18 protein-coding genes are annotated in these 17,692 nt (G+C 46.2%); 13 read left to right on the forward strand and 5 right to left on the reverse strand.

The features are described from left to right. Nucleotide 1 precedes the first annotated feature (1 nt). Nucleotides 2-931 carry a glycyl-radical enzyme activating protein gene (locus tag ACWPOD_RS06425; RefSeq protein ID WP_456231687.1) on the reverse strand — a complete coding sequence of 310 codons (930 nt, stop codon included), beginning with the start codon at nucleotides 929-931 and terminating at the stop codon, nucleotides 2-4. Nucleotides 932-1,145: 214 nt separating this feature from the next. Here ACWPOD_RS06425 and ACWPOD_RS06430 point away from each other — a divergent pair, with 214 nt between their 5' ends. Both ACWPOD_RS06430 and ACWPOD_RS06435 read left to right on the forward strand, forming a co-directional pair. Then, nucleotides 1,146-1,820: a fructose-6-phosphate aldolase gene (locus tag ACWPOD_RS06430; protein WP_167427778.1), complete on the forward strand. Its 675-nt coding sequence runs from the start codon at nucleotides 1,146-1,148 to the stop codon at nucleotides 1,818-1,820. Nucleotides 1,821-2,163: 343 nt separating this feature from the next. Then, nucleotides 2,164-2,676: a DUF2799 domain-containing protein gene (locus ACWPOD_RS06435; protein WP_053808269.1), complete on the forward strand. Its 513-nt coding sequence runs from the start codon at nucleotides 2,164-2,166 to the stop codon at nucleotides 2,674-2,676. Between the two features lie 10 nt (nucleotides 2,677-2,686). On the opposite strand, the gene ACWPOD_RS06440 is transcribed toward ACWPOD_RS06435, so the two are convergent. Then, the gene (locus ACWPOD_RS06440) at nucleotides 2,687-3,142 is read right to left on the reverse strand and encodes a GNAT family N-acetyltransferase (RefSeq protein WP_017447218.1); all 456 of its coding nucleotides are present in this window, start codon (nucleotides 3,140-3,142) and stop codon (nucleotides 2,687-2,689) included. Nucleotides 3,143-3,167: 25 nt separating this feature from the next. After that, on the reverse strand, nucleotides 3,168-3,638 hold the full coding sequence (locus ACWPOD_RS06445; RefSeq protein ID WP_167427780.1) for a GNAT family N-acetyltransferase: 471 nt from the start codon (nucleotides 3,636-3,638) through the stop codon (nucleotides 3,168-3,170). A 132-nt stretch (nucleotides 3,639-3,770) separates the two neighbouring features. Between ACWPOD_RS06445 and ACWPOD_RS06450 the strand changes: the two genes are divergently transcribed. From ACWPOD_RS06450 to ACWPOD_RS06495, 10 genes are all read left to right on the forward strand, one after another. After that, nucleotides 3,771-4,961, forward strand: a complete 1,191-nt coding sequence (locus ACWPOD_RS06450) for an MFS transporter (RefSeq protein WP_152813220.1) — start codon at nucleotides 3,771-3,773, stop codon at nucleotides 4,959-4,961. Beyond that, nucleotides 4,936-5,904, forward strand: a complete 969-nt coding sequence (gene yidZ / locus ACWPOD_RS06455) for an HTH-type transcriptional regulator YidZ (protein WP_024702169.1) — start codon at nucleotides 4,936-4,938, stop codon at nucleotides 5,902-5,904. Before ACWPOD_RS06450 ends, yidZ begins: the two co-directional genes overlap by 26 nt. A gap of 141 nt (nucleotides 5,905-6,045) precedes the next feature. Next, complete coding sequence (locus tag ACWPOD_RS06460; RefSeq protein ID WP_140087581.1) at nucleotides 6,046-6,915, forward strand: DMT family transporter; 870 nt, start codon at nucleotides 6,046-6,048, stop codon at nucleotides 6,913-6,915. Nucleotides 6,916-7,303: 388 nt separating this feature from the next. Next, nucleotides 7,304-9,478: an FUSC family protein gene (locus ACWPOD_RS06465; RefSeq protein WP_456231688.1), complete on the forward strand. Its 2,175-nt coding sequence runs from the start codon at nucleotides 7,304-7,306 to the stop codon at nucleotides 9,476-9,478. A gap of 10 nt (nucleotides 9,479-9,488) precedes the next feature. Next, a complete protein-coding gene (locus tag ACWPOD_RS06470) occupies nucleotides 9,489-11,132 on the forward strand; it encodes a TolC family protein (protein WP_015313622.1) in 1,644 nt (547 codons plus the stop codon). Then, the gene (locus ACWPOD_RS06475; protein WP_005462724.1) at nucleotides 11,132-11,335 is read left to right on the forward strand and encodes a DUF1656 domain-containing protein; all 204 of its coding nucleotides are present in this window, start codon (nucleotides 11,132-11,134) and stop codon (nucleotides 11,333-11,335) included. The genes ACWPOD_RS06470 and ACWPOD_RS06475 overlap by 1 nt, the downstream gene beginning before the upstream one ends. A gap of 12 nt (nucleotides 11,336-11,347) precedes the next feature. Then, nucleotides 11,348-12,238: an HlyD family secretion protein gene (locus ACWPOD_RS06480; protein WP_456231689.1), complete on the forward strand. Its 891-nt coding sequence runs from the start codon at nucleotides 11,348-11,350 to the stop codon at nucleotides 12,236-12,238. A gap of 16 nt (nucleotides 12,239-12,254) precedes the next feature. Next, entirely contained in the window at nucleotides 12,255-12,941 is a 687-nt protein-coding gene (locus tag ACWPOD_RS06485; protein WP_005396612.1) for a potassium channel family protein, read from the forward strand. Next, nucleotides 12,934-14,082 carry an AI-2E family transporter gene (locus ACWPOD_RS06490; RefSeq protein ID WP_005396613.1) on the forward strand — a complete coding sequence of 383 codons (1,149 nt, stop codon included), beginning with the start codon at nucleotides 12,934-12,936 and terminating at the stop codon, nucleotides 14,080-14,082. The genes ACWPOD_RS06485 and ACWPOD_RS06490 overlap by 8 nt, the downstream gene beginning before the upstream one ends. Nucleotides 14,083-14,298: 216 nt before the next feature. Beyond that, the gene (locus ACWPOD_RS06495) at nucleotides 14,299-14,970 is read left to right on the forward strand and encodes a DUF2057 domain-containing protein (protein WP_258632500.1); all 672 of its coding nucleotides are present in this window, start codon (nucleotides 14,299-14,301) and stop codon (nucleotides 14,968-14,970) included. Nucleotides 14,971-15,103: 133 nt separating this feature from the next. On the opposite strand, the gene ACWPOD_RS06500 is transcribed toward ACWPOD_RS06495, so the two are convergent. After that, nucleotides 15,104-15,868 carry a ferredoxin--NADP reductase gene (locus ACWPOD_RS06500; protein ID WP_456231690.1) on the reverse strand — a complete coding sequence of 255 codons (765 nt, stop codon included), beginning with the start codon at nucleotides 15,866-15,868 and terminating at the stop codon, nucleotides 15,104-15,106. A 210-nt stretch (nucleotides 15,869-16,078) separates the two neighbouring features. On the opposite strand from ACWPOD_RS06500, the gene ACWPOD_RS06505 reads away from it, so the two are divergent. Beyond that, the gene (locus tag ACWPOD_RS06505; RefSeq protein WP_005374933.1) at nucleotides 16,079-16,531 is read left to right on the forward strand and encodes an acyl-CoA thioesterase; all 453 of its coding nucleotides are present in this window, start codon (nucleotides 16,079-16,081) and stop codon (nucleotides 16,529-16,531) included. Nucleotides 16,532-17,393: 862 nt separating this feature from the next. Here ACWPOD_RS06505 and ACWPOD_RS06510 read toward each other — a convergent pair. Further along, the gene (locus ACWPOD_RS06510; protein ID WP_257897643.1) at nucleotides 17,394-17,612 is read right to left on the reverse strand and encodes a VF530 family protein; all 219 of its coding nucleotides are present in this window, start codon (nucleotides 17,610-17,612) and stop codon (nucleotides 17,394-17,396) included. Between the last annotated feature and the right edge of the window lie 80 nt (nucleotides 17,613-17,692).

Below are 17,692 nucleotides of genomic sequence, written 5' to 3' on the forward strand. Positions count from 1 at the left end.
GTTAACCTCTAACAATCACGTTAAGTTGAGTATGTTCGCTTGCGTATTGCATTGCGTTTTCTAGCAGTTCTGGATTATTTAATGGTTTGTCAGAACACTCGTAAGGCATATCGAGCAAACGGTATTTATTGATGCCGAGGGTGTGATACGGCAGCAAGTGAAGTTCTTGACAGCTTTCTAATGAAGCAGCGAAATCAATGATCGCTTTGAGCTCATCAATGGTGTCATTGAAGCCCGGCACAACCGGCACGCGAATCACAATGCGTTTGGCAATTGGTGCCAATTTTCTAAAATTGGCTTTGATGCGTTTTAACGATCCCTTCGCCCAGCAGAGAAACTTTTCTTCGTCGGTGTGTTTAAGATCCGCTAACCAGCAATCGATATACGGCGCAACTTTTTCTACGTTTTTCCACGGAACATGCATGCACGACTCCACCGCCGTAGACACATGGTTTTGATGCAAACGTTCGGCAAGTTCTGCCACAAGATTTGGCTGCATCAGCGGCTCGCCACCAGAAAACGTCACGCCACCTTGGCTTTGATCGTAAAAAGGCTTGTCTTTCATCAACACTTCAAACAAGTCGTCCGATTTCGCCGCATCTCCACATATGCAGAGCGCTTGTGTTGGACATACGTTTCGCAGCGCTATGATCTGCGCTTCGCTCATGGCTTTTCGATTGATGATGATTTGATCGTCAATACGTCGGATACCATCGCTCGCCATGTCGCCGTTTACGGTTTGTTTATAAGCCGACACACAAAGCTGGCAGTCCGCTATACAACTGCGCTCATCAAACAGCAGAGAGTGCTTTTCACTGCGGCTTTCTGGGTTTTGGCACCAAGGACAGGACAAACTGCATCCCTTCAGAAACAGAATGGTGCGAATACCATCACCATCGTGGGTCGAGAACCTCTGAATATTGAAATACATTGCTGTCCGCCTCTTGGTTTGCTCTTCTACTTTTCACGCTTTTCTTTTTCTGAAAGCTTCATTTGATAATGAAATATTGCCACTTAACTTTCGTTTTGTGAAATTATTATAATTTCAATTGAAATTTCAATTGATCAAAATCAAGATCTCGACGGATTGTCAGATCTATAGTGATCCCATCATCAAAACGAAGATTTTGTATAAGGTAGAACCCATGATCGAACTCTATTTAGATACTGCTGACGTGGCAGAAGTAAAACGCTTTAACCAATGCCTACCTCTGAAAGGGGTAACCACAAATCCAAGTATTTTGGCGAAGTCAAAACAAGGCTTGAACCAAACCTTAGCTGGCATGCAAGAAGCGTTAGGGGGCACACCCCGTTTCCATGCTCAAGTGGTGAGCACAACTGTAGAAGGCATGGTAGAAGAAGCGCGCCAAATCCAAGAATTACCCTATGATATGGTCGTTAAAGTGCCAGCAACCGAAACGGGCATAGCGGCAATTAAGTTAATGAAAAAAGAGGGAATTCAAGTACTCGCCACTGCTATTTACTCTGCTCAGCAAGGTTTCCTTGCGGCATTGTGTGGCGCTGACTATCTTGCGCCTTATGTGAACCGTATTGATGCGATGAACGGAAACGGTGTAGAAGTGGTCGCAGACCTGCAATTGCTACTGGATCAAAACCAACTGCCTGCAAAAATTTTGGCAGCGAGTTTTAAGAATACCCAACAAGCGATGGAAGTGATGAAGTTAGGTATTGAAGCGATTACCTTGCCTGTCGATGTGGCCGCGCAGATGTTTTCTCATCCAGCAGTTCAGCCGGCTGTCGATCAATTTGATAAAGACTGGAAGTCCGCGTTTGGCAACAAACTTTCATTTGAAAGTTAAGCGTAAAATTATCGAAAGTCCCATTCCTCCTCGATCGAGGGGCTTTTGATATGGGAATCTCTGAGAAAAAGTAACATTCGCGCAGGCAACTGTTTGTAGATGCGGCTTACGAAGAGATTCCCAGCCCACTAGTCTCACCTCTCCTTTCACGCAAAGCACTCTATTCGTAACATCACTACTGACGAACAACGCTCGTTCCACAAGCAAAAAATTTTTGCTTCAAGCCGACAAACTCACAAGCGCAACGCATCAATAACTCGGTAATTATTAATTTTATCTATTGGAAATGAACACTGTTCATTTATAATCAGCGAACCTAACGCAGTAACAAGGAATCCACTTCATGAAACGCATTGCGCTTCTCTTTGCCATATTTGCATTACTTTCTGGTTGTAGCAGCATGTCGCCAGAACAATGCCAAACCGCAGACTGGTATCGCGTCGGCTACCAAGATGGCCGCTCAGGCAACAACCCAAACATTTTGTACGAATACATTAAAGACTGTCGCGAAGCAGGCGTAACGCCAAATCACGTTGAGTGGCAAGACGGTTTCGATAAAGGCACCATTCTTTACTGTTCGCCAGACAATGGTTACACGGTGGGTGTAGAAGGAAAAACCTACTATGGCGTTTGCTCTAACGATCTTTTCCTTAAAAACTATCAGTTAGGCCATCAAGAATATCAGCGTCAACAACGCATTAATGCGTTAGATGCGGAGATATCACGCCTTGATCATCAATTGGATGCAAACTTAGATAAAGACAACGCGAAGCGTATTAGAGAGAGAAGAAAACAACTGGCGCGTGAGCGTGCATCACTCATCTCGCCAGGAGCTAATTACTACTTTAACTTTTAGTCGCGACGGGCTACAACGCTAGGGTCATAAAGCGGCTGTTTGGATCAGGTTGATAGTCGCCAAACGGCTCGCAGTACACGAAGCCATGTTTTTCATATAGGCGATGCGCAGGTTCAAAAAATGCCATCGACCCAGTTTCCAAACTTAGACGTTGTATCCCCTGATGTTTCGCTTGCTCAATCACGTGATTGAGTAAGCGGGATGCCACGCCCTGTTTTCTCGCCGACGGCGTCGTACGCATCGATTTCAACTCTGCGTGACCATCTTCTAGTTGGCTCATTGCCACACATCCCAATAGCTGCTCACCATCCCAGCCCGTCCAAAATGTGATTGAAGGCAGCTTCAACTTGCTTACATCTAACGCATGCACGCTCTCTGGTGGCGATGTAGCGTACATGTCCTGTAAATGCTCTTCCAACAACGCAAGCACCTGCGGCCGTTCTAAATCGTCAATTTCAATTCTCATATTTCCATCCTTGGTGTTTTCCTAGTTAAAGCGGTTGTCTCATAATGTGCTGCGGTCCAACGGGGCCGCCGTGGTAAAGCTCATTGGTATCTTCAAACCCTGATTTTAAATAGCACTGATAAGCAGGTATGTTGCGGCAATTCACGGTGAGATAAAGCGCATCAAACTCGGGATAATGGCGTTTGGCGAAATCGGCAAACTGTTGAATGGCTTGCTTGGCGATGCCTTTGCCTTGATGACGGTGATCCACCAGCAAAGCACGCACGCCTAAACTGTTTTTCGAGCAAAAATCGTATTTCTCGTTGTAAGCAGCATCAAATAGAAAAAAGCCAACCACGTCATCGTCCGCCAAAATCAGATGCGGAAGCTCTGTGGGTTCAAGACGTGTAAGCATTTCACCCACATCCGCGACCGTAAACTGCGATTGCTCTTCTAGCACGCTAAGTTCGCAAGTTTGTTCATGTCGCTCAGGCGAATACTTTTCAATAGTAATCATAATCTTCCTTGTTGTTTTTATGCTCAATTCATACAGGGTATGTCGTAAATAGAAATACCTAGTGTCGTATTTCCCACTCGCAGGCAAACGTTTAGCACTCTATTATCCTCGCCATTCGATAGAGAGGTTTCCATGTCCCGTTTTTTACTTTGTAGTTTTGCACTCGTTTTACTCTACCCTACTGCCATTGATTTGTATCTTGTTGGTTTGCCTCAAATTGCGTCAGATCTCAACGCCAGTGAATCTCAGTTGCATATTGCGTTTTCGATCTATTTAGCTGGCATGGCTACCACCATGTTATTCGCGGGGAAAATTGCAGACTCTGTGGGACGAAAGCCTGTTGCCGTCGTCGGCGCGATGATCTTCGTGCTCGCGTCTTTTCTCGGCGGGATGGCTGAGCAACCAAACGCTTTCTTGATTGCTCGCTTTTGCCAAGGCATCGGAGCTGGATCTTGCTATGTCGTCGCGTTCGCGATTTTACGCGACACGTTAGACGATGAGCGCCGCGCGAAAGTATTGTCGATGCTCAATGGCATCACCTGTATCATCCCAGTGATCGCACCCGTGATTGGTCACTTGATTATGCTGAAATTTCCTTGGCCGAGTTTGTTTACCACAATGGCAGGAATGGGCATTCTCGTCAGTGTATTGGCCATTTTTGTTCTCAAGGAATCACTACCCAGCCAACAACGTGAAGAACAGACAGCGCCAGAGAGCCATCAAGAGACTTTCTTCGAGCGATTTTTTATCAGTAGGCTGATCATTACTGCGCTTGGAGTGACCACCATTCTGACCTTTGTTAACGCTTCACCAATTGTCGTGATGAGCATGCTTGGTTTTGATCGCGGTGGCTATTCTTCCATCATGGCTGGGACTGCGACGATCAGTATGTTGATTTCGTTCTCGGCGCCATTGGCATTGGGGATTTTTAAGCAGCGAACCTTAATGATGACCTCTCAAGTATTGCTCGCTTGTGCAGCCATCGTGCTCAGTGCTGCCCATTTCCATGATGGACAATCTCATTACTATGTGTTCGGACTTGGTCTGATTTGCGCTGGCTTCGCTTGTGGCTTTGGCGTGGCCATGAGCCAAGCGCTCAGCCCATTCTCTCAACAAGCTGGCGTGGCGAGCTCGTTACTGGGCATTGCTCAAGTTTGTAGTTCAGCGTTCTATATTTGGTTTATGGGTTTCATCGGCGTTAGTGCACTGAATATGTTGGTGTTTATCTTAGTGTTAGGTAGCGTAATCAGCCTTGCTCTAATACTATTGATTCCAAAGCCTGTTCACGATACCCATTATGAAGAAATCCCTAGCGCGACTTGATTTAAACTTACTGTTCACTCTGCAATTATTGCTGCAAGAGCAAAGCGTCTCGAAAGCCTCGAAAAAGCTGAACGTTACGCCCTCTACCGTAAGTAAGTCGCTCAACAAACTTCGTCATTGGTTCGATGATCCCTTGTTTGTCAAAACACCTAAAGGTCTTGCGCCAACGCCTTTGGCACAAAGCATGGAGCAAGATCTTGCAGAATGGCTGCAAATTGGCAGCCAGATTGCAGAAAAACGCAGCGATATTACGCCTAAAGGAGTGCGTTTTGATATCACGATTGAGTCGCCATTAGTGCTCACGGTACTGGACAGACTCATCGTCGCTATCCACCAGCGATACCCTGAAGCGAAAGTAAAAACCAGTAACTGGGATTACGATTCACTCGACGCCATCATTAGAGGCGAGGCAGATATCGGTTTTACCGGCCGAGAAAGTCACCCGAGATCGAAAGAGTCGTTGGATCTTCTGCCATATTTCTTGGATTTTGAGATTCTATTTTATGACCTGCCGATGGTGTATTTGCATAAAGATCATCCGGCATTACAGCAAGAGTGGAATCTCGAGACCTTTCTGAGCTACCAACACATCAATATTGTTTGGGAAAAAAGTGAAACTTGGGCGTTGGATGAAGTGTTAACGGAACTAGGGCTACAGCGCTCTATCGGGCTGACGATGTCCAACTTTGAGCAATCCCTTTTTATGGCAGCGCAGCCCACGCATGACATGATCACCACCGCGCCGCACTATTGCAAAAGCTACACAGAAAAGCTGCATCTCGATTTGGTGTGCTTGCCAATTCCGTTAGACCAAACTCAACAAGACAAGTTACTGATTCCATTTACCATGATTTGGCATAAACGCAATGCGTACAATCCCAAATTGCTATGGTTGAAAAACACCATCAAGTCATTGTACGAACAACCATCCCTACCACAGTAACACTCAGGCTAAGGTCAGGTTTTCTTTGGTGATTTTTGATGGTTTTCTCGCTCTGACAGCTATAACTAATCACTTTATCAACTAATGAAAAAGGTCGTTTGACGCTACACTCAATCCATATTTCTGCGTTAAGGGCCAAGGATGTCGACCTTTTTACTCACTGCTATTACGATGCTGGCGTTCGCTGCCAATTCATTATTGTGCCGACTTGCATTGGCCGAAGGGTTGATTGATGCAGGAAGCTTCACTCTCGTTCGATTGATATCTGGCGCGATTACCTTAATCGCATTGCTTGTCGTGAGAGGTCAGTGGAAAACCGATCGGCCAACTTCTCGCTTTCGCTTTTTTGCTGGCGTGGCGTTATTTGGTTACGCTGCCCTTTTCTCTTTCGCGTACTTACAACTGGCGACAGGAACCGGTGCTTTGCTTTTGTTTGGTGCCGTGCAACTGACTTTACTGGCAATCTATTGGTGGCAAGGTGAGCGCTTTCAGTTTCTCGAAATCATCGGTATCGGCCTTTCGATTGTTGGCTTTGTTTGGTTAATGTTGCCATCTGCCACTCGCCCCGATATCAGTTCTGCATTTCTCATGTTGATTTCTGGCGTTTGTTGGGCTGCGTTTACTGCGCTCGGCAAACAAGCGCCTTCTCCAAGTAGTGGCATCACATGGGGGTTTATCGCTGCATCTATAATTGGCATACTCCTATCACCATTGATGCTGTCCTCAATCCATCTCTCTCTGAGCGGAATTTTGCTCGCTATCACGTCTGGCGCCATTGCATCTGGCCTTGGGTATACGCTTTGGTATCAAGTCATGCGTAAGCTCTCTTTACTTCAGGCCGCCGTCAGCCAACTTTCCGTGCCAGCCATTGCTTTGCTACTAGGTACCGTCGTACTCCACGAACCTCTTTCGCTGCATACACTTTTAACCAGTGGCATCATTCTTGGTGGTATCGCTTTGGTTTTTTTATCTCGATCCAAAAAAACAAGCGAACAATCGGCAAGCCGATAAAAAATAATAACTTTCCCTCTCAAATACCCATTCATCATCTATGCTTTTTAAAGCAGCAAAGCTCATTGCAGATGGTACGAGTGGCCTGCTTTAGTATCAGGCGAAGGATATAAGGTGAGAATTGGCTCACACAACACAACGATTTTGTTTCAAAAGTGAGAATCGTCACAGATCGCGATTTTGCTCGTTTTAGGCGTTTCATCAATAACGCCAAGGGCTAGCGCGAGATCGAGCCAAATACGCACTTTGTGTTTTGACAAAGGGTTTACAAAGCACACTTTTTCACCCGCTATATTCCGCCCCCCGAATTTATTCAGAACAAGATTCTGATTATTCACATAAGAAATTCATCAACTTATAACGATAAGCCTGAGCAAACTTTGACACTATGAACGACAAAATAAAATTCGCTATTAAAGTATCGCTTAGCCTGACTCTGGCTTATCTGATCCCGTTTGCCATGGGTTGGCCGCAAGCATCGACGGCCGCAACCACAGTGATGCTGATTGCATCCACAGGCAGTCGTCGTGAATCACTCGCCAAAGGTACCTTACGTGTGTTCGGTACGTTGGTTGGCGCCGTCGTTGGCTTGTTACTGGTGGGATTGTTTGCCCAAGACCGCTTGCTGTACATGCTGAGCGTATCGGTTGTGGTCTCTTTCATTTTTTACTTCCGTAATGCCTATCAAAAAGATCCAACGCTACTCATGCTGACCGGTGTGATGACGCTAATGATGTCCAATGGCGGTGACGCAGAAGGTGCGTTTCTTTATGGCGTTGACCGCGCTTATATGACGGTGTTTGGGGTGGTGGTTTACACACTCGTCGGGACTTTCTTATTCCCTACCAAAACAGAACAAAACCTAAGACAGCTCATCGAACAACTCAACCAAGCACAACGCGCGTTGTTCACCGCTATCTTGCAAAATTTCGAGCAAAAATCGGCAGAGCAAGTCTCTCCTCAAGAAAAGGGAGAAGAAAATCCAGAAGCAGGAGAGCCACAACCTAGCGTGGATTCTCTTATCGAACAGATGTTTGCCGCCCAAAATGCGCTCGAACAGCGTTTTGCCACAGTCAGTGTGGAATGCAGCGACGTGTCGGCCTACATGAAAGAGTGGCGCTTGGCGGTTCATTTGAACAAGCAGGTAACGCAACAATTGACCGTCGCGGCGCACAGCCACTTTAGCCACCAGCAAGACCGTGAAAGCATCAGCAACTTTGATCAAGCCGTTGCGGAAATTGACGCGCTATTTGATACCTGCCAACAAGTGTGGGACGAAAAAGAGCCCGCTTTTCGTGCTCAAGAATTCAAAGTCGAATACAACCAAGCGTTGCTTGAAGACGCAGCGCACCTAGAGAAAGGCTCTGCGCTTATGCTGGGGCACCTCTTGGGGCTCATGCATCAAAACTTGTCGCGTTTAGCGGAGAGCATTAGCTGCATTGACTCTGTGACGAACAATGTCTCCTTTGACGTGCCGCTGCCGAAACCGAAAGGCAAGTTTCTATGGTGGGACGCAGAAAACTTTAAAACCGCGGTCAAAACCTTTGTCACTTATTGGGTTGCAGGACTGATTTGGATTTATTTCAATCCGCCAGGCGGATACTCGTTCGTGGTCTTCTCGACCATGTTTATGTCTTTGCTGTCGTTCGTGCCTGTGCACCCGATTTTGTTGCTAGTGCTGTTCACTTTCGGCTTCTTGTTCGCGGTGCCTTCTTACGTCTTCATTCTTCCCCAATTGGATCTCGGGTTAGAGCTTGGCCTATTCATCTTTATCTACACCTTTATCGGCTTTTATCTGTTCAACGGGCCAGTGACGATTTTCTACATGGTGGGCTTGTTTGTTCTCGGTTTAGACAACAACATGTTCTATCACTTCGGGATCCTCATGACGATCATGCTGCTGTTCTACATGGTGGTGTTCATGATCATTTTCGCGCACTACTTCCCGTTTAGCTCACGACCAGAACACCTCTTTTTGACCATAAAAGAGCGCTATTTTAGGCACACTCGGGATCTGTTTGACTCCTATCAGAAGCAATCCAGCTCTATTATTACGCCGCTCAAACGGGCCTTGCACTTGGTGACGCTCAACGTTTCATCGAAAAAGCTCAAGGTGTGGGGTTCGAAAATCAACCACAAACACTTTGACAAAACCACGCCAGAAGCGATTGGCGCGTTTAGCAAAGCGTGTGATGTACTCAGTAATCACATCAACATCTTAATGGCCGCCGAGAAAAAGTTGATGACCAATCCGCTGATCACTCAGCTTCGCCAACAACACCGCGATTCCATCATTCCTTTGATGGCGGGCGCTTTAGCCAGCCACCAAGCAACACAAGAACTCGACTCCGTATTCGACCAATACAGTCAGGATTACCAAACATTCGAAGATAAACTGGAAGATTTTTTTAGTGAGTTGGATTTATCTGACTACGCTTATTCTGAGATAGCCGGTTTTTATATCTTGCTGAATTTAAAACGGAACGTGTTCGAAGCAATCAAGCATTGCAAGCAAACCTACGAGGATATCGATTGGGTGAACTTACAACAGAAGCGGTTTTAAAGGTGGGGATATGATGCTTCCAAAACTAACCAAACCAAGCCTCGCCATACTTTCCCTGCTCGGGCTCAGTGCGTGTACCACTGTGGGGCCAGACTATGTCCACCCACCGCAAACGCCATTACCAAGCGATTGGTCGGTGCAAAAAGCAGCCAAAGATACGCAGCAATCCGAGCAACAATTACAACAGTGGTGGCAGCAGTTTAACGACCCGACGCTCAATCAATTAGTCGAGTTGGCGAATGAGCAAAACCTAGACATAGAAGCCGCGGGGCTGCGCATTGTTCAAGCGCGTTCATTACTTGGCATTTCGACCGGCTTGCAATACCCGCAAGTTCAAACCGTGTCAGGAAATCTAGCGCGTGCCTACGTGAATGATCAGGGTGTAAACAACGCCGCTCTGTCGTTTGATGCTGCGTGGGAAATGGATATTTGGGGCAAATACGCTCGAGGAATCGAATCTGCAGAAGCTGGTTATTACGCATCCATCGCGTCGTATCACGACATCATGGTCACCATCACCGCCGAAGTAGCACGCAATTACATTAACTATCGCACATTCCAAGAACGTATTTTGCTGTCTCGCCGCAATATCGAGATTCAAGAACGCGTTGTGCACATCACCCAAGTTCAGTTTGATTCCGGCAACGTAACAGAGCTAGACGTACAGCAAGCGAAAAACCAGCTTTACACCACAAAAGCCGCGCAACCAAGCCTAGAAGTCGCGATGAAGCAATCGCGCACGGCACTGGCTTTGTTACTGGGCGTACTGCCTGAAGAAGTAGAGAAATTGCTGCAATCGGACGGTTTGACGCAGCAAATTGCTGACTATGAAGCGCAGTTCAAATCGACAGGCAGAAAATCGGCGCTATCGGGTACCGACGAGCGTTCCATTGTGCCACGTCCTCCGCTTTTAGATACGCAAGTGGATGCTAACTTAGTGATGCGACGTCCTGATTTGCAAGTCTCTGAGATGCAAGCTCGCGCGCAAAGTGCGCAGATTGGCGTGGCGGAAACGGCTCTGTACCCAAGCTTTTCGTTGTTCGGTTCCATCGGTATCGACAGTACGGTTCCCGATGGCAGCAGTTTCAGTTTTAGCGATTCGCTCACCATGGTGGTTGGCCCAACGTTCAGTTGGAACATTTTCCAATACGGACGCGTGAAAAATAACATTCGTTTCGAAGATGCTCGTTTCCAAGAAACGCTGACCAACTACAACAAAAAAGTGCTGCAAGCCGTGAACGAAGTGACCAATGCCATCGAAGCGTATGACCTGTATTTGCAGCAAAAAGATTTACGTTTGCAATCGGTCAACTCTTCCATTCGTGCGTTCAACATCTCCATGACGCAGTACGAAAACGGCCAAATTTCTTTTGAGCGACTGCTCAACTCAGTCGAAAAAATGACCCGCGCGGAAGACAGTTACGCGCAAATTAAAGGCAATGTCGCGAACCAAGTAATAGCGCTGTACAAAGCGTTGGGCGGCGGCTGGCAGGCACAAACGGGGAAACCATTCCTTGAAGAATCCATCGCCAAGCAGATGCAAGATCGTACCGATTGGGACGGTTATCTGGATGAAGAAAACCGCACGTTGCCACCTTTGCCTATCGAAACACCGACGGAAAACGGCGATAAGAACAAAACGGAGGATCTCTAATGCCTCATGAACTCTCTTGGGGAGACATTTACTTTTCTCCCACGCTACTGGTGCTCTTTCTCGCCGTCACGGCAACGTGGATAACGGTGATGATATTGAACAAGACACGTTTGTCTCGCTTCATCGCTTTTCCGTCTCTGACGTTTATTGCCATCATGGTCGGTTATGTGGTGGCCATCGACAGCTTTTATATTCAATTTTAGGTGCCAAACAAGATGAAAAAACTATTCGTAATCGCACTCAATCTTGTCATTCTTGGTGGCGCAGCTTGGCTCGGCTATCAAAAATTTGAAGAGTATTTTAATAACCCTTGGACACGCGATGGCCAAGTGCGCGCGAACGTCATCAAAGTAGCTCCTCGTGTATCAGGCCCAATTGTAAATGTCGCGGTGCAAGACAACCAAGAAGTGAAAACAGGCGATTTACTGTTTGAAATCGACCCTGCGACTTACGAAGTTGCTTTGTCTCAAGCCGAAGTGGCACTAGAACGCGCCATTGTTAGCTCTCGCGGCAAAAAAATCGAATACGACCGCCTTAAAGATATTCGCGCCAAAGACCGCGGCGCGGTTTCTCACAAGGATCTGATTCGTCGTGAAATCGCTTACGAAGAATCGCTGCTGCAAATCAAATCTGCAGAAGAGCAATTAAAGTCAGCGCGCCTTAACCTCAGTTTCACCAAAGTTTATGCGACCGTCGATGGTTTTGTGTCTAACCTCGATATTCGAAACGGTACGCAAGCGGTCGCAAACCAGCCACTGCTGGCGCTGATCGACAAGAACAGTTTCTGGGTGTTTGGTTTCTTCCGTGAAAACCAACTCGCGCAAATCGAACCTGGCAGCCAAGCACGCGTCACTTTGATGTCTCACCCAGACACGCCAATTGACGCAACGGTTGACTCTATCGGTTGGGGTATTGCGCCGAAAGACGGCACGGTCGGCTACAACCTTCTTCCAAACGTGAACCCTGTATTTCAGTGGATTCGCTTAGCACAACGTATTCCGGTGCGAATCTCAATCCCAGAACTTCCAGAAGATGTTGATCTTCGATTCGGGCTTTCTGCGTCCATCATGGTGATGAAAGATTCATCGGCAGAAAATGAACAGTAACTAAGTGAGAAGAACCATGGTCATTGGTAAAAAACTCAAAAACATTAATGAAGAAAACAACTTCTTCTATCTAACTTTAGCGCTAGTGATTTTGTTGCTAGGGAGTGCGATGGCACAAGTGGTAGGTGAAGGGACGATTGAACACATACTGCAGGCGTTCACGGTTCTCACGTTCATTGTCTGTTTTGCCAGTCTTCGCTTCGACAAAATGTGGTCTCGTTTCCTCTATACCCTGTTTGGCGTTTGGGTTCTTGTGATTGTGATCAAGACCGTTTTCAACATCCGAGAGATGAATGTAGTGATGCTTGCCCTCACCTTCGCGTTCTTTTTCGGCACTTTTAAATCCATCGCAAGGCAGATTCTTTTCACTGGCCACGTCAATAGCAACAAAGTCATTGGCTCAGTCGCGCTTTTCTTGCTGCTTGGTCTGATGTGGGCAATTGCCTATCTCATTCTTCTAGAGTTCTCGCCAACCTCATTCACTGGTATGGAAGCCATTTCTTGGGGGCAGAATTTCTCTAATGCGGCGTATTTTAGTTTCGTCACCTTAACCACGCTTGGTTATGGCGATATCAGCCCTCTAACGCCATTGGCTCAAGTCGTGGTGTATTTAGAGGCCATTACAGGTGTGTTCTATATGGCGATTGTTGTTTCAAGTCTCGTCAGTTCTAACATTGATCATCAGGTAAACAAAAATGGATAAACAATCGGTAAAAATCGACAGTAAGCTTTTCATCAGTAATATGGTGGAATCAGCAATACGCATTGGCTTGATCTTCGTCTTGCTGATGTTTACATACGACATCATCAAACCCTTCATTCTTCCCGTTATTTGGGGTGCAATTATAGCCGTCGCTTTAATGCCACTTACAAAAAAGCTGGAGCGTGCATATGGCGGTCGTAGAGGCCTGGCAGCCACAACGATTGCTTTACTTGGTATTGCACTCTTAGTCACACCACTTGTTATGGTGTCAGGCTCCATTGTAGATGGTGCAACGCATGCGCTTGAAGTATTGCAAAACGGACAAGTGAAGATCCCAGGTCCAAAACCTTCCGTTGCGGATTGGCCTGTCGTAGGTGATAAGCTCTATGAGGTGTGGACCCTATTCGCGACTAACCTTGAACAAGCGATTCAAACCTTTATGCCGCAGATAAAGTCCGCGCTCACTTCTTTGCTAGGCACACTTGGCGGTGTATTGGGCAGTTTACTGCTTTCAATCTTGTCACTTGCGATTGCAGCAGGTTTTATGACGTACTCTGAATCTGCAGCATCAGGGCTAAGAACCATCGCTATTCGTACCGCTGGTGAAAACGCTAAAAGCTGGACCACGCTTATCGCAGCAACCATTAAAAGCGTACTGCTTGGCGTAGTCGGTGTGGCGGCGATTCAAGCCCTATTGATCGGTGCTGGTTTCTTTGTATTTGGCGTTCCAGCAGCTGGTTTGCTCACTCTGATTCTGATGATCTTGTGTATCGCTCAGCTACCAGCGCTGCTTGCCGTACTGCCAGTGATCGGCTTTATGTACATGACTCAAGATACAACGACAGCCACCATGTTTACTGTCTGGGTAGTAGTTGCAGCACTTTCTGAAAACCTGTTCAAACCAATGTTAATGGGACGTGGTGTCGACGTACCAATGCCTGTGATTCTGCTCGGTGCCATCGGTGGTATGCTTTTCTACGGCATCGTAGGTCTGTTCTTAGGTGCCGTTATCCTGGCGATTTGGTATGAGTTATTTGTTTGGTGGTTGAGCATTGAGAAAGCACAACAGCAAGAAGAAATGGCAGAACAACAAGACGCTTCTGATGACCAATCAGAGCCTGGACACGGTGCAGGCATTTAATAAATCAATAAGTTAGAAAGAAATTTAATCTATAATTTATGATATCAAACCGCTCTATTGCAGCGGTTTGATTCTATTTGGATCACAGTTTCCCCGTAATAAATGCGATAAAAATGACGTTCTTGTTAAATTTTCATACTTCTTACACTTGGGAGTTGCAATCGGGCAATGAACGATGCACTCTCGATGACCACTAATTTGCTTAGGATAAAAACAATGAAATTGATCAAGCCTTTAACTTGTGCGCTTGCTCTCGCAATGAGTGGCATGGCATTCGCAGATGTAACCGTGAGTGTTCCTGACGACGTTTCAGTATTAGCGGCTAACGGTGAAAAAGCAGACCTTTCGGGTGGTTTTTTCGCCTCAGAAAGAACACTAACGTTACCTGATGGCGTTAACCAAGTCGTATTTCGCTTCGCCCCTTACTTTAACCAAGGTAATGACCGTTTAAGTGTTGAAAGCGATGTTATCGTTACACGATTTGACGCTGCCAATGCCGAGCTGACGCTACAAATGCCAGAATACCGCAACCTTCGCGATGCGGAAGAAAAGATCAAGGACTTAGATTGGAAACTGGTTGATGATTCAGGCAACACCGTCGCCGTTGAGCAAGACAAATTGATCAAACCGGGTATGCAAATCGGTCGTGATTACGTGCGTGAAGTGGAAGGCTACAACAAAACAGGCGGCGTTGCTGCTATCGCTGTTGCTGGTGCAGCCGTTGCTCAACCAGTCACACTGCCAGCAAAGATTCCTGAAGATATGAAACAAGCGAGAGCGACTGCGGTTAAATCAGATTCGACAGCAGAAGAGATGCTGCACTTCTGGTACCAAAAAGCAGACGCAGAAACCAAAGCTCGCTTTAAAGCGTACGTTAATCAACAATAAGTCTGATTAACTCTATCGATATTAAAAGGCCACTTCATGTGGCTTTTTTGATCGAACAAGCTAGGACGCATGAACGACTTTTGTATTGGTGATCATCATGTGTTCAATATGGTTATATCAATTTAACCAAACGCTACCAGTAACGCTCATAGATGATATTGCCTCCTGTTTTAGGACGATACTTTTCCAACCCAAGCCCTTGTAAGACTGGCAAGGTATCTTTGATCATCTGCGGGTTCCCACACATCATGACAAAACTACTTTGAGCAGAGAATGGCATATCAGCAGCGTTGGACAGTCTACCCGATTCGATGAGTTCGGGAATTCGACCTTGTAACTGACCATCCACCACTTCCCTACTGACTATCGGGATGTACTTTAGTCTGCCTTCATATCGTTGCTGTAGTTGCTCAATCAGATATTTGTAGACCAGATCTTTTTCGTAGCGAACCGCATGAACAAGCACAATTCGCTCATTATGAGGTGGTAAGTTTATATCATCCAGTAGCGATAAAAACGGTCCAATACCTGTACCTGTAGATAGCAGCCACAGATCATGAGCCTGTTTAGGAATAGAATCGTGGATTAAATCACCATGTGCGGTCTCACCAACATAAATACTATCACCAGATTTAAGCTTTTGGAGCCTTGGGGAAAGTTGTCCTTGAGGGTCCGCTACTATTAGGAACTCCAACCAATCGAACTGTTCGCTTGGTGCATTAACCACAGAGTAAGCACGGCTGATCGGCTTGCCCTCATCATCTAGCAAAGCAAGCTTGGTGAACTGGCCGGCTTTAAAGGTAAGAGGCGCGCCTGAGACCCTTAAACTGAACAGCTCGCCAGTCCAGTCAATGCGTTTTTCCACCTTGGCTAGATTGAAACCTTTCAGCTCAGTCATGAGACACCTCCTATTTGGTTACTCTTAGTTAAACTTACGCCTTCAACTCGATTATGTAAAGTTTCTAGTTTACATAATAAGATTGCCATTTCATTTCACATTTTAAAAACAATTTTATTACATATTAAATGATTACATCTAGAATAAATGCTCAAAGTGATAAGTCGCGTCGCAATTTGTGGCAATGCAGATGAAAAAGGAGCACTAAAAATGGACACACTGTTAAAGGACTTTCCCGTTATCACAGAGATCAAAGTCGCATGGGGTGAAATGGATGCTCTGCAACACGTCAATAACGTGGTCTATTTCCGCTACTTCGAGACAGCGCGTTTAGATTACTTCAACAAAATTAATCTGCTAGTCGACCTGCAAACCTCGCAAATTGGGCCAGTACTGAGCGAGACGCAATGCCGCTACAAGCTTCCTGTCACTTACCCAGACACGTTATTAGTCGGCTCGCGCGTAATCGACATGCAAGAAGATCGCATCACGATGGAATACCAAGTGCTGAGTAAGAAGTGGGGTAAGATTGCGACCATCGCGACCGCTACTGGTGTGATGTTTGATTTTAAGAACAACGTAAAAGCTGCGATTCCAGACCACGTTCGCCAGTCGATTTTAGACTTGGAAGGAACTGTGGGTAGCACGCATCATTTAGAGTAGCAAGAAACGAGAGATTAAAGGCGAGGTTCCCGACAGCTATTCTTCATCGCTGTCGGGAATAACGTAGGGCTAATCTTCCAACCTACGCGATAAGAGAACTAGCGTCATTCTAGCGAGCCATAGCGAGACGAAGAATCTACTGACAGCTTGCTGCAGACCATAGAGCGATGAATAAACTCAATACAATCTGAGGGTAGATTCTGAATCACGCTCGTTCCTCGCTGTTCAGAATGACGGTTCGAGTTTAGCTCTGACCTCTATAAAACCATCTAAAAAGCTATTCCAGAGAAGCCTAAGTGACCATCCGGAATCTCTCCTTAAATGTAACAGCAGAGCTACTCTTCCTGCCTACGCGATAAGAAAAGCTGCGTCATTCTAGCAAGCCAAAGCGCGACGAAGAATCTACATACCGCTTGCTGCAGACCATAGAGCAATGAATGGACTCAATATATTCTGAGAGTAGATTCTGAATCACGCTCGTTCCTCTCTGTTCAGAATGACGAACCTCGTTTAGGTTCTGACTCTAAAACACTATCTAAAAAAACATCCCGGACGAGCACAAGCGAGTCATCCAGAATCTCGCTTTAGACGTATCAGCAGAGCTACTCTTCCAGCCTACGCGATAAGAAAAGCTGCGTCATTCTAGCGAGCCAAAGCGAGACTAAGAATCTACTTACCGCTTGCTGCAGACCCTAGAGCGATGAATAAACTCAATACAATCTGAGGGTAGATTCTGAATCACGCTTTAGACGTAACAGCAGAGCCACTCTTAAAGCCCACACGATAAGAAAAGTGACGTCATTATAGCGAGCCAAGGCGAGACTAAGAATCTACATAACGCTTGCTGCAGACCATAGAGTGATCAGCAGAACGTCTCGATATATAGCACTTCCACCTTATCTCTTGCCCATTGCGTTTTACGCAAAAACTTCAGCGAAGATTTGATCGACGGATCTTTCTTAAAACAGTTCACTCGAACGCGCTCATACAGGCCATTCCAACCAAAGTGTTCAACTAGTCGGGTGACGATTTTTTCTAAACTCAACCCATGCAGAGGGTTATTCGGCTGTTCGTTGCTCATGTTGTTGATCCAGTAACGATGTAAGTGGCGGGCTAATCTAACTCAAAGTGACCACTTAACCTAATGTTTTCACCTTCAAA

It is taken from the genome of Vibrio sp. JZG120 (genome assembly GCF_053890955.1).

Coding starts and splice junctions, on each gene's coding strand:
- ACWPOD_RS06480 (WP_456231689.1), top strand. CDS start 11,348: ATGAAAAAACTATTCGTAATCGCACTCAATCTTGTCATTCTTGGTGGC.
- ACWPOD_RS06460 (WP_140087581.1), top strand. CDS start 6,046: ATGTCGACCTTTTTACTCACTGCTATTACGATGCTGGCGTTCGCTGCC.
- ACWPOD_RS06465 (WP_456231688.1), top strand. CDS start 7,304: ATGAACGACAAAATAAAATTCGCTATTAAAGTATCGCTTAGCCTGACT.
- ACWPOD_RS06500 (WP_456231690.1), bottom strand. CDS start 15,868: ATGACTGAGCTGAAAGGTTTCAATCTAGCCAAGGTGGAAAAACGCATT.
- ACWPOD_RS06450 (WP_152813220.1), top strand. CDS start 3,771: ATGTCCCGTTTTTTACTTTGTAGTTTTGCACTCGTTTTACTCTACCCT.
- ACWPOD_RS06440 (WP_017447218.1), bottom strand. CDS start 3,142: ATGAGAATTGAAATTGACGATTTAGAACGGCCGCAGGTGCTTGCGTTG.
- ACWPOD_RS06510 (WP_257897643.1), bottom strand. CDS start 17,612: ATGAGCAACGAACAGCCGAATAACCCTCTGCATGGGTTGAGTTTAGAA.
- ACWPOD_RS06430 (WP_167427778.1), top strand. CDS start 1,146: ATGATCGAACTCTATTTAGATACTGCTGACGTGGCAGAAGTAAAACGC.
- ACWPOD_RS06505 (WP_005374933.1), top strand. CDS start 16,079: ATGGACACACTGTTAAAGGACTTTCCCGTTATCACAGAGATCAAAGTC.
- ACWPOD_RS06445 (WP_167427780.1), bottom strand. CDS start 3,638: ATGATTACTATTGAAAAGTATTCGCCTGAGCGACATGAACAAACTTGC.
- ACWPOD_RS06425 (WP_456231687.1), bottom strand. CDS start 931: ATGTATTTCAATATTCAGAGGTTCTCGACCCACGATGGTGATGGTATT.
- ACWPOD_RS06495 (WP_258632500.1), top strand. CDS start 14,299: ATGAAATTGATCAAGCCTTTAACTTGTGCGCTTGCTCTCGCAATGAGT.
- ACWPOD_RS06490 (WP_005396613.1), top strand. CDS start 12,934: ATGGATAAACAATCGGTAAAAATCGACAGTAAGCTTTTCATCAGTAAT.
- ACWPOD_RS06435 (WP_053808269.1), top strand. CDS start 2,164: ATGAAACGCATTGCGCTTCTCTTTGCCATATTTGCATTACTTTCTGGT.
- yidZ (WP_024702169.1), top strand. CDS start 4,936: ATGAAGAAATCCCTAGCGCGACTTGATTTAAACTTACTGTTCACTCTG.
- ACWPOD_RS06475 (WP_005462724.1), top strand. CDS start 11,132: ATGCCTCATGAACTCTCTTGGGGAGACATTTACTTTTCTCCCACGCTA.
- ACWPOD_RS06485 (WP_005396612.1), top strand. CDS start 12,255: ATGGTCATTGGTAAAAAACTCAAAAACATTAATGAAGAAAACAACTTC.
- ACWPOD_RS06470 (WP_015313622.1), top strand. CDS start 9,489: ATGATGCTTCCAAAACTAACCAAACCAAGCCTCGCCATACTTTCCCTG.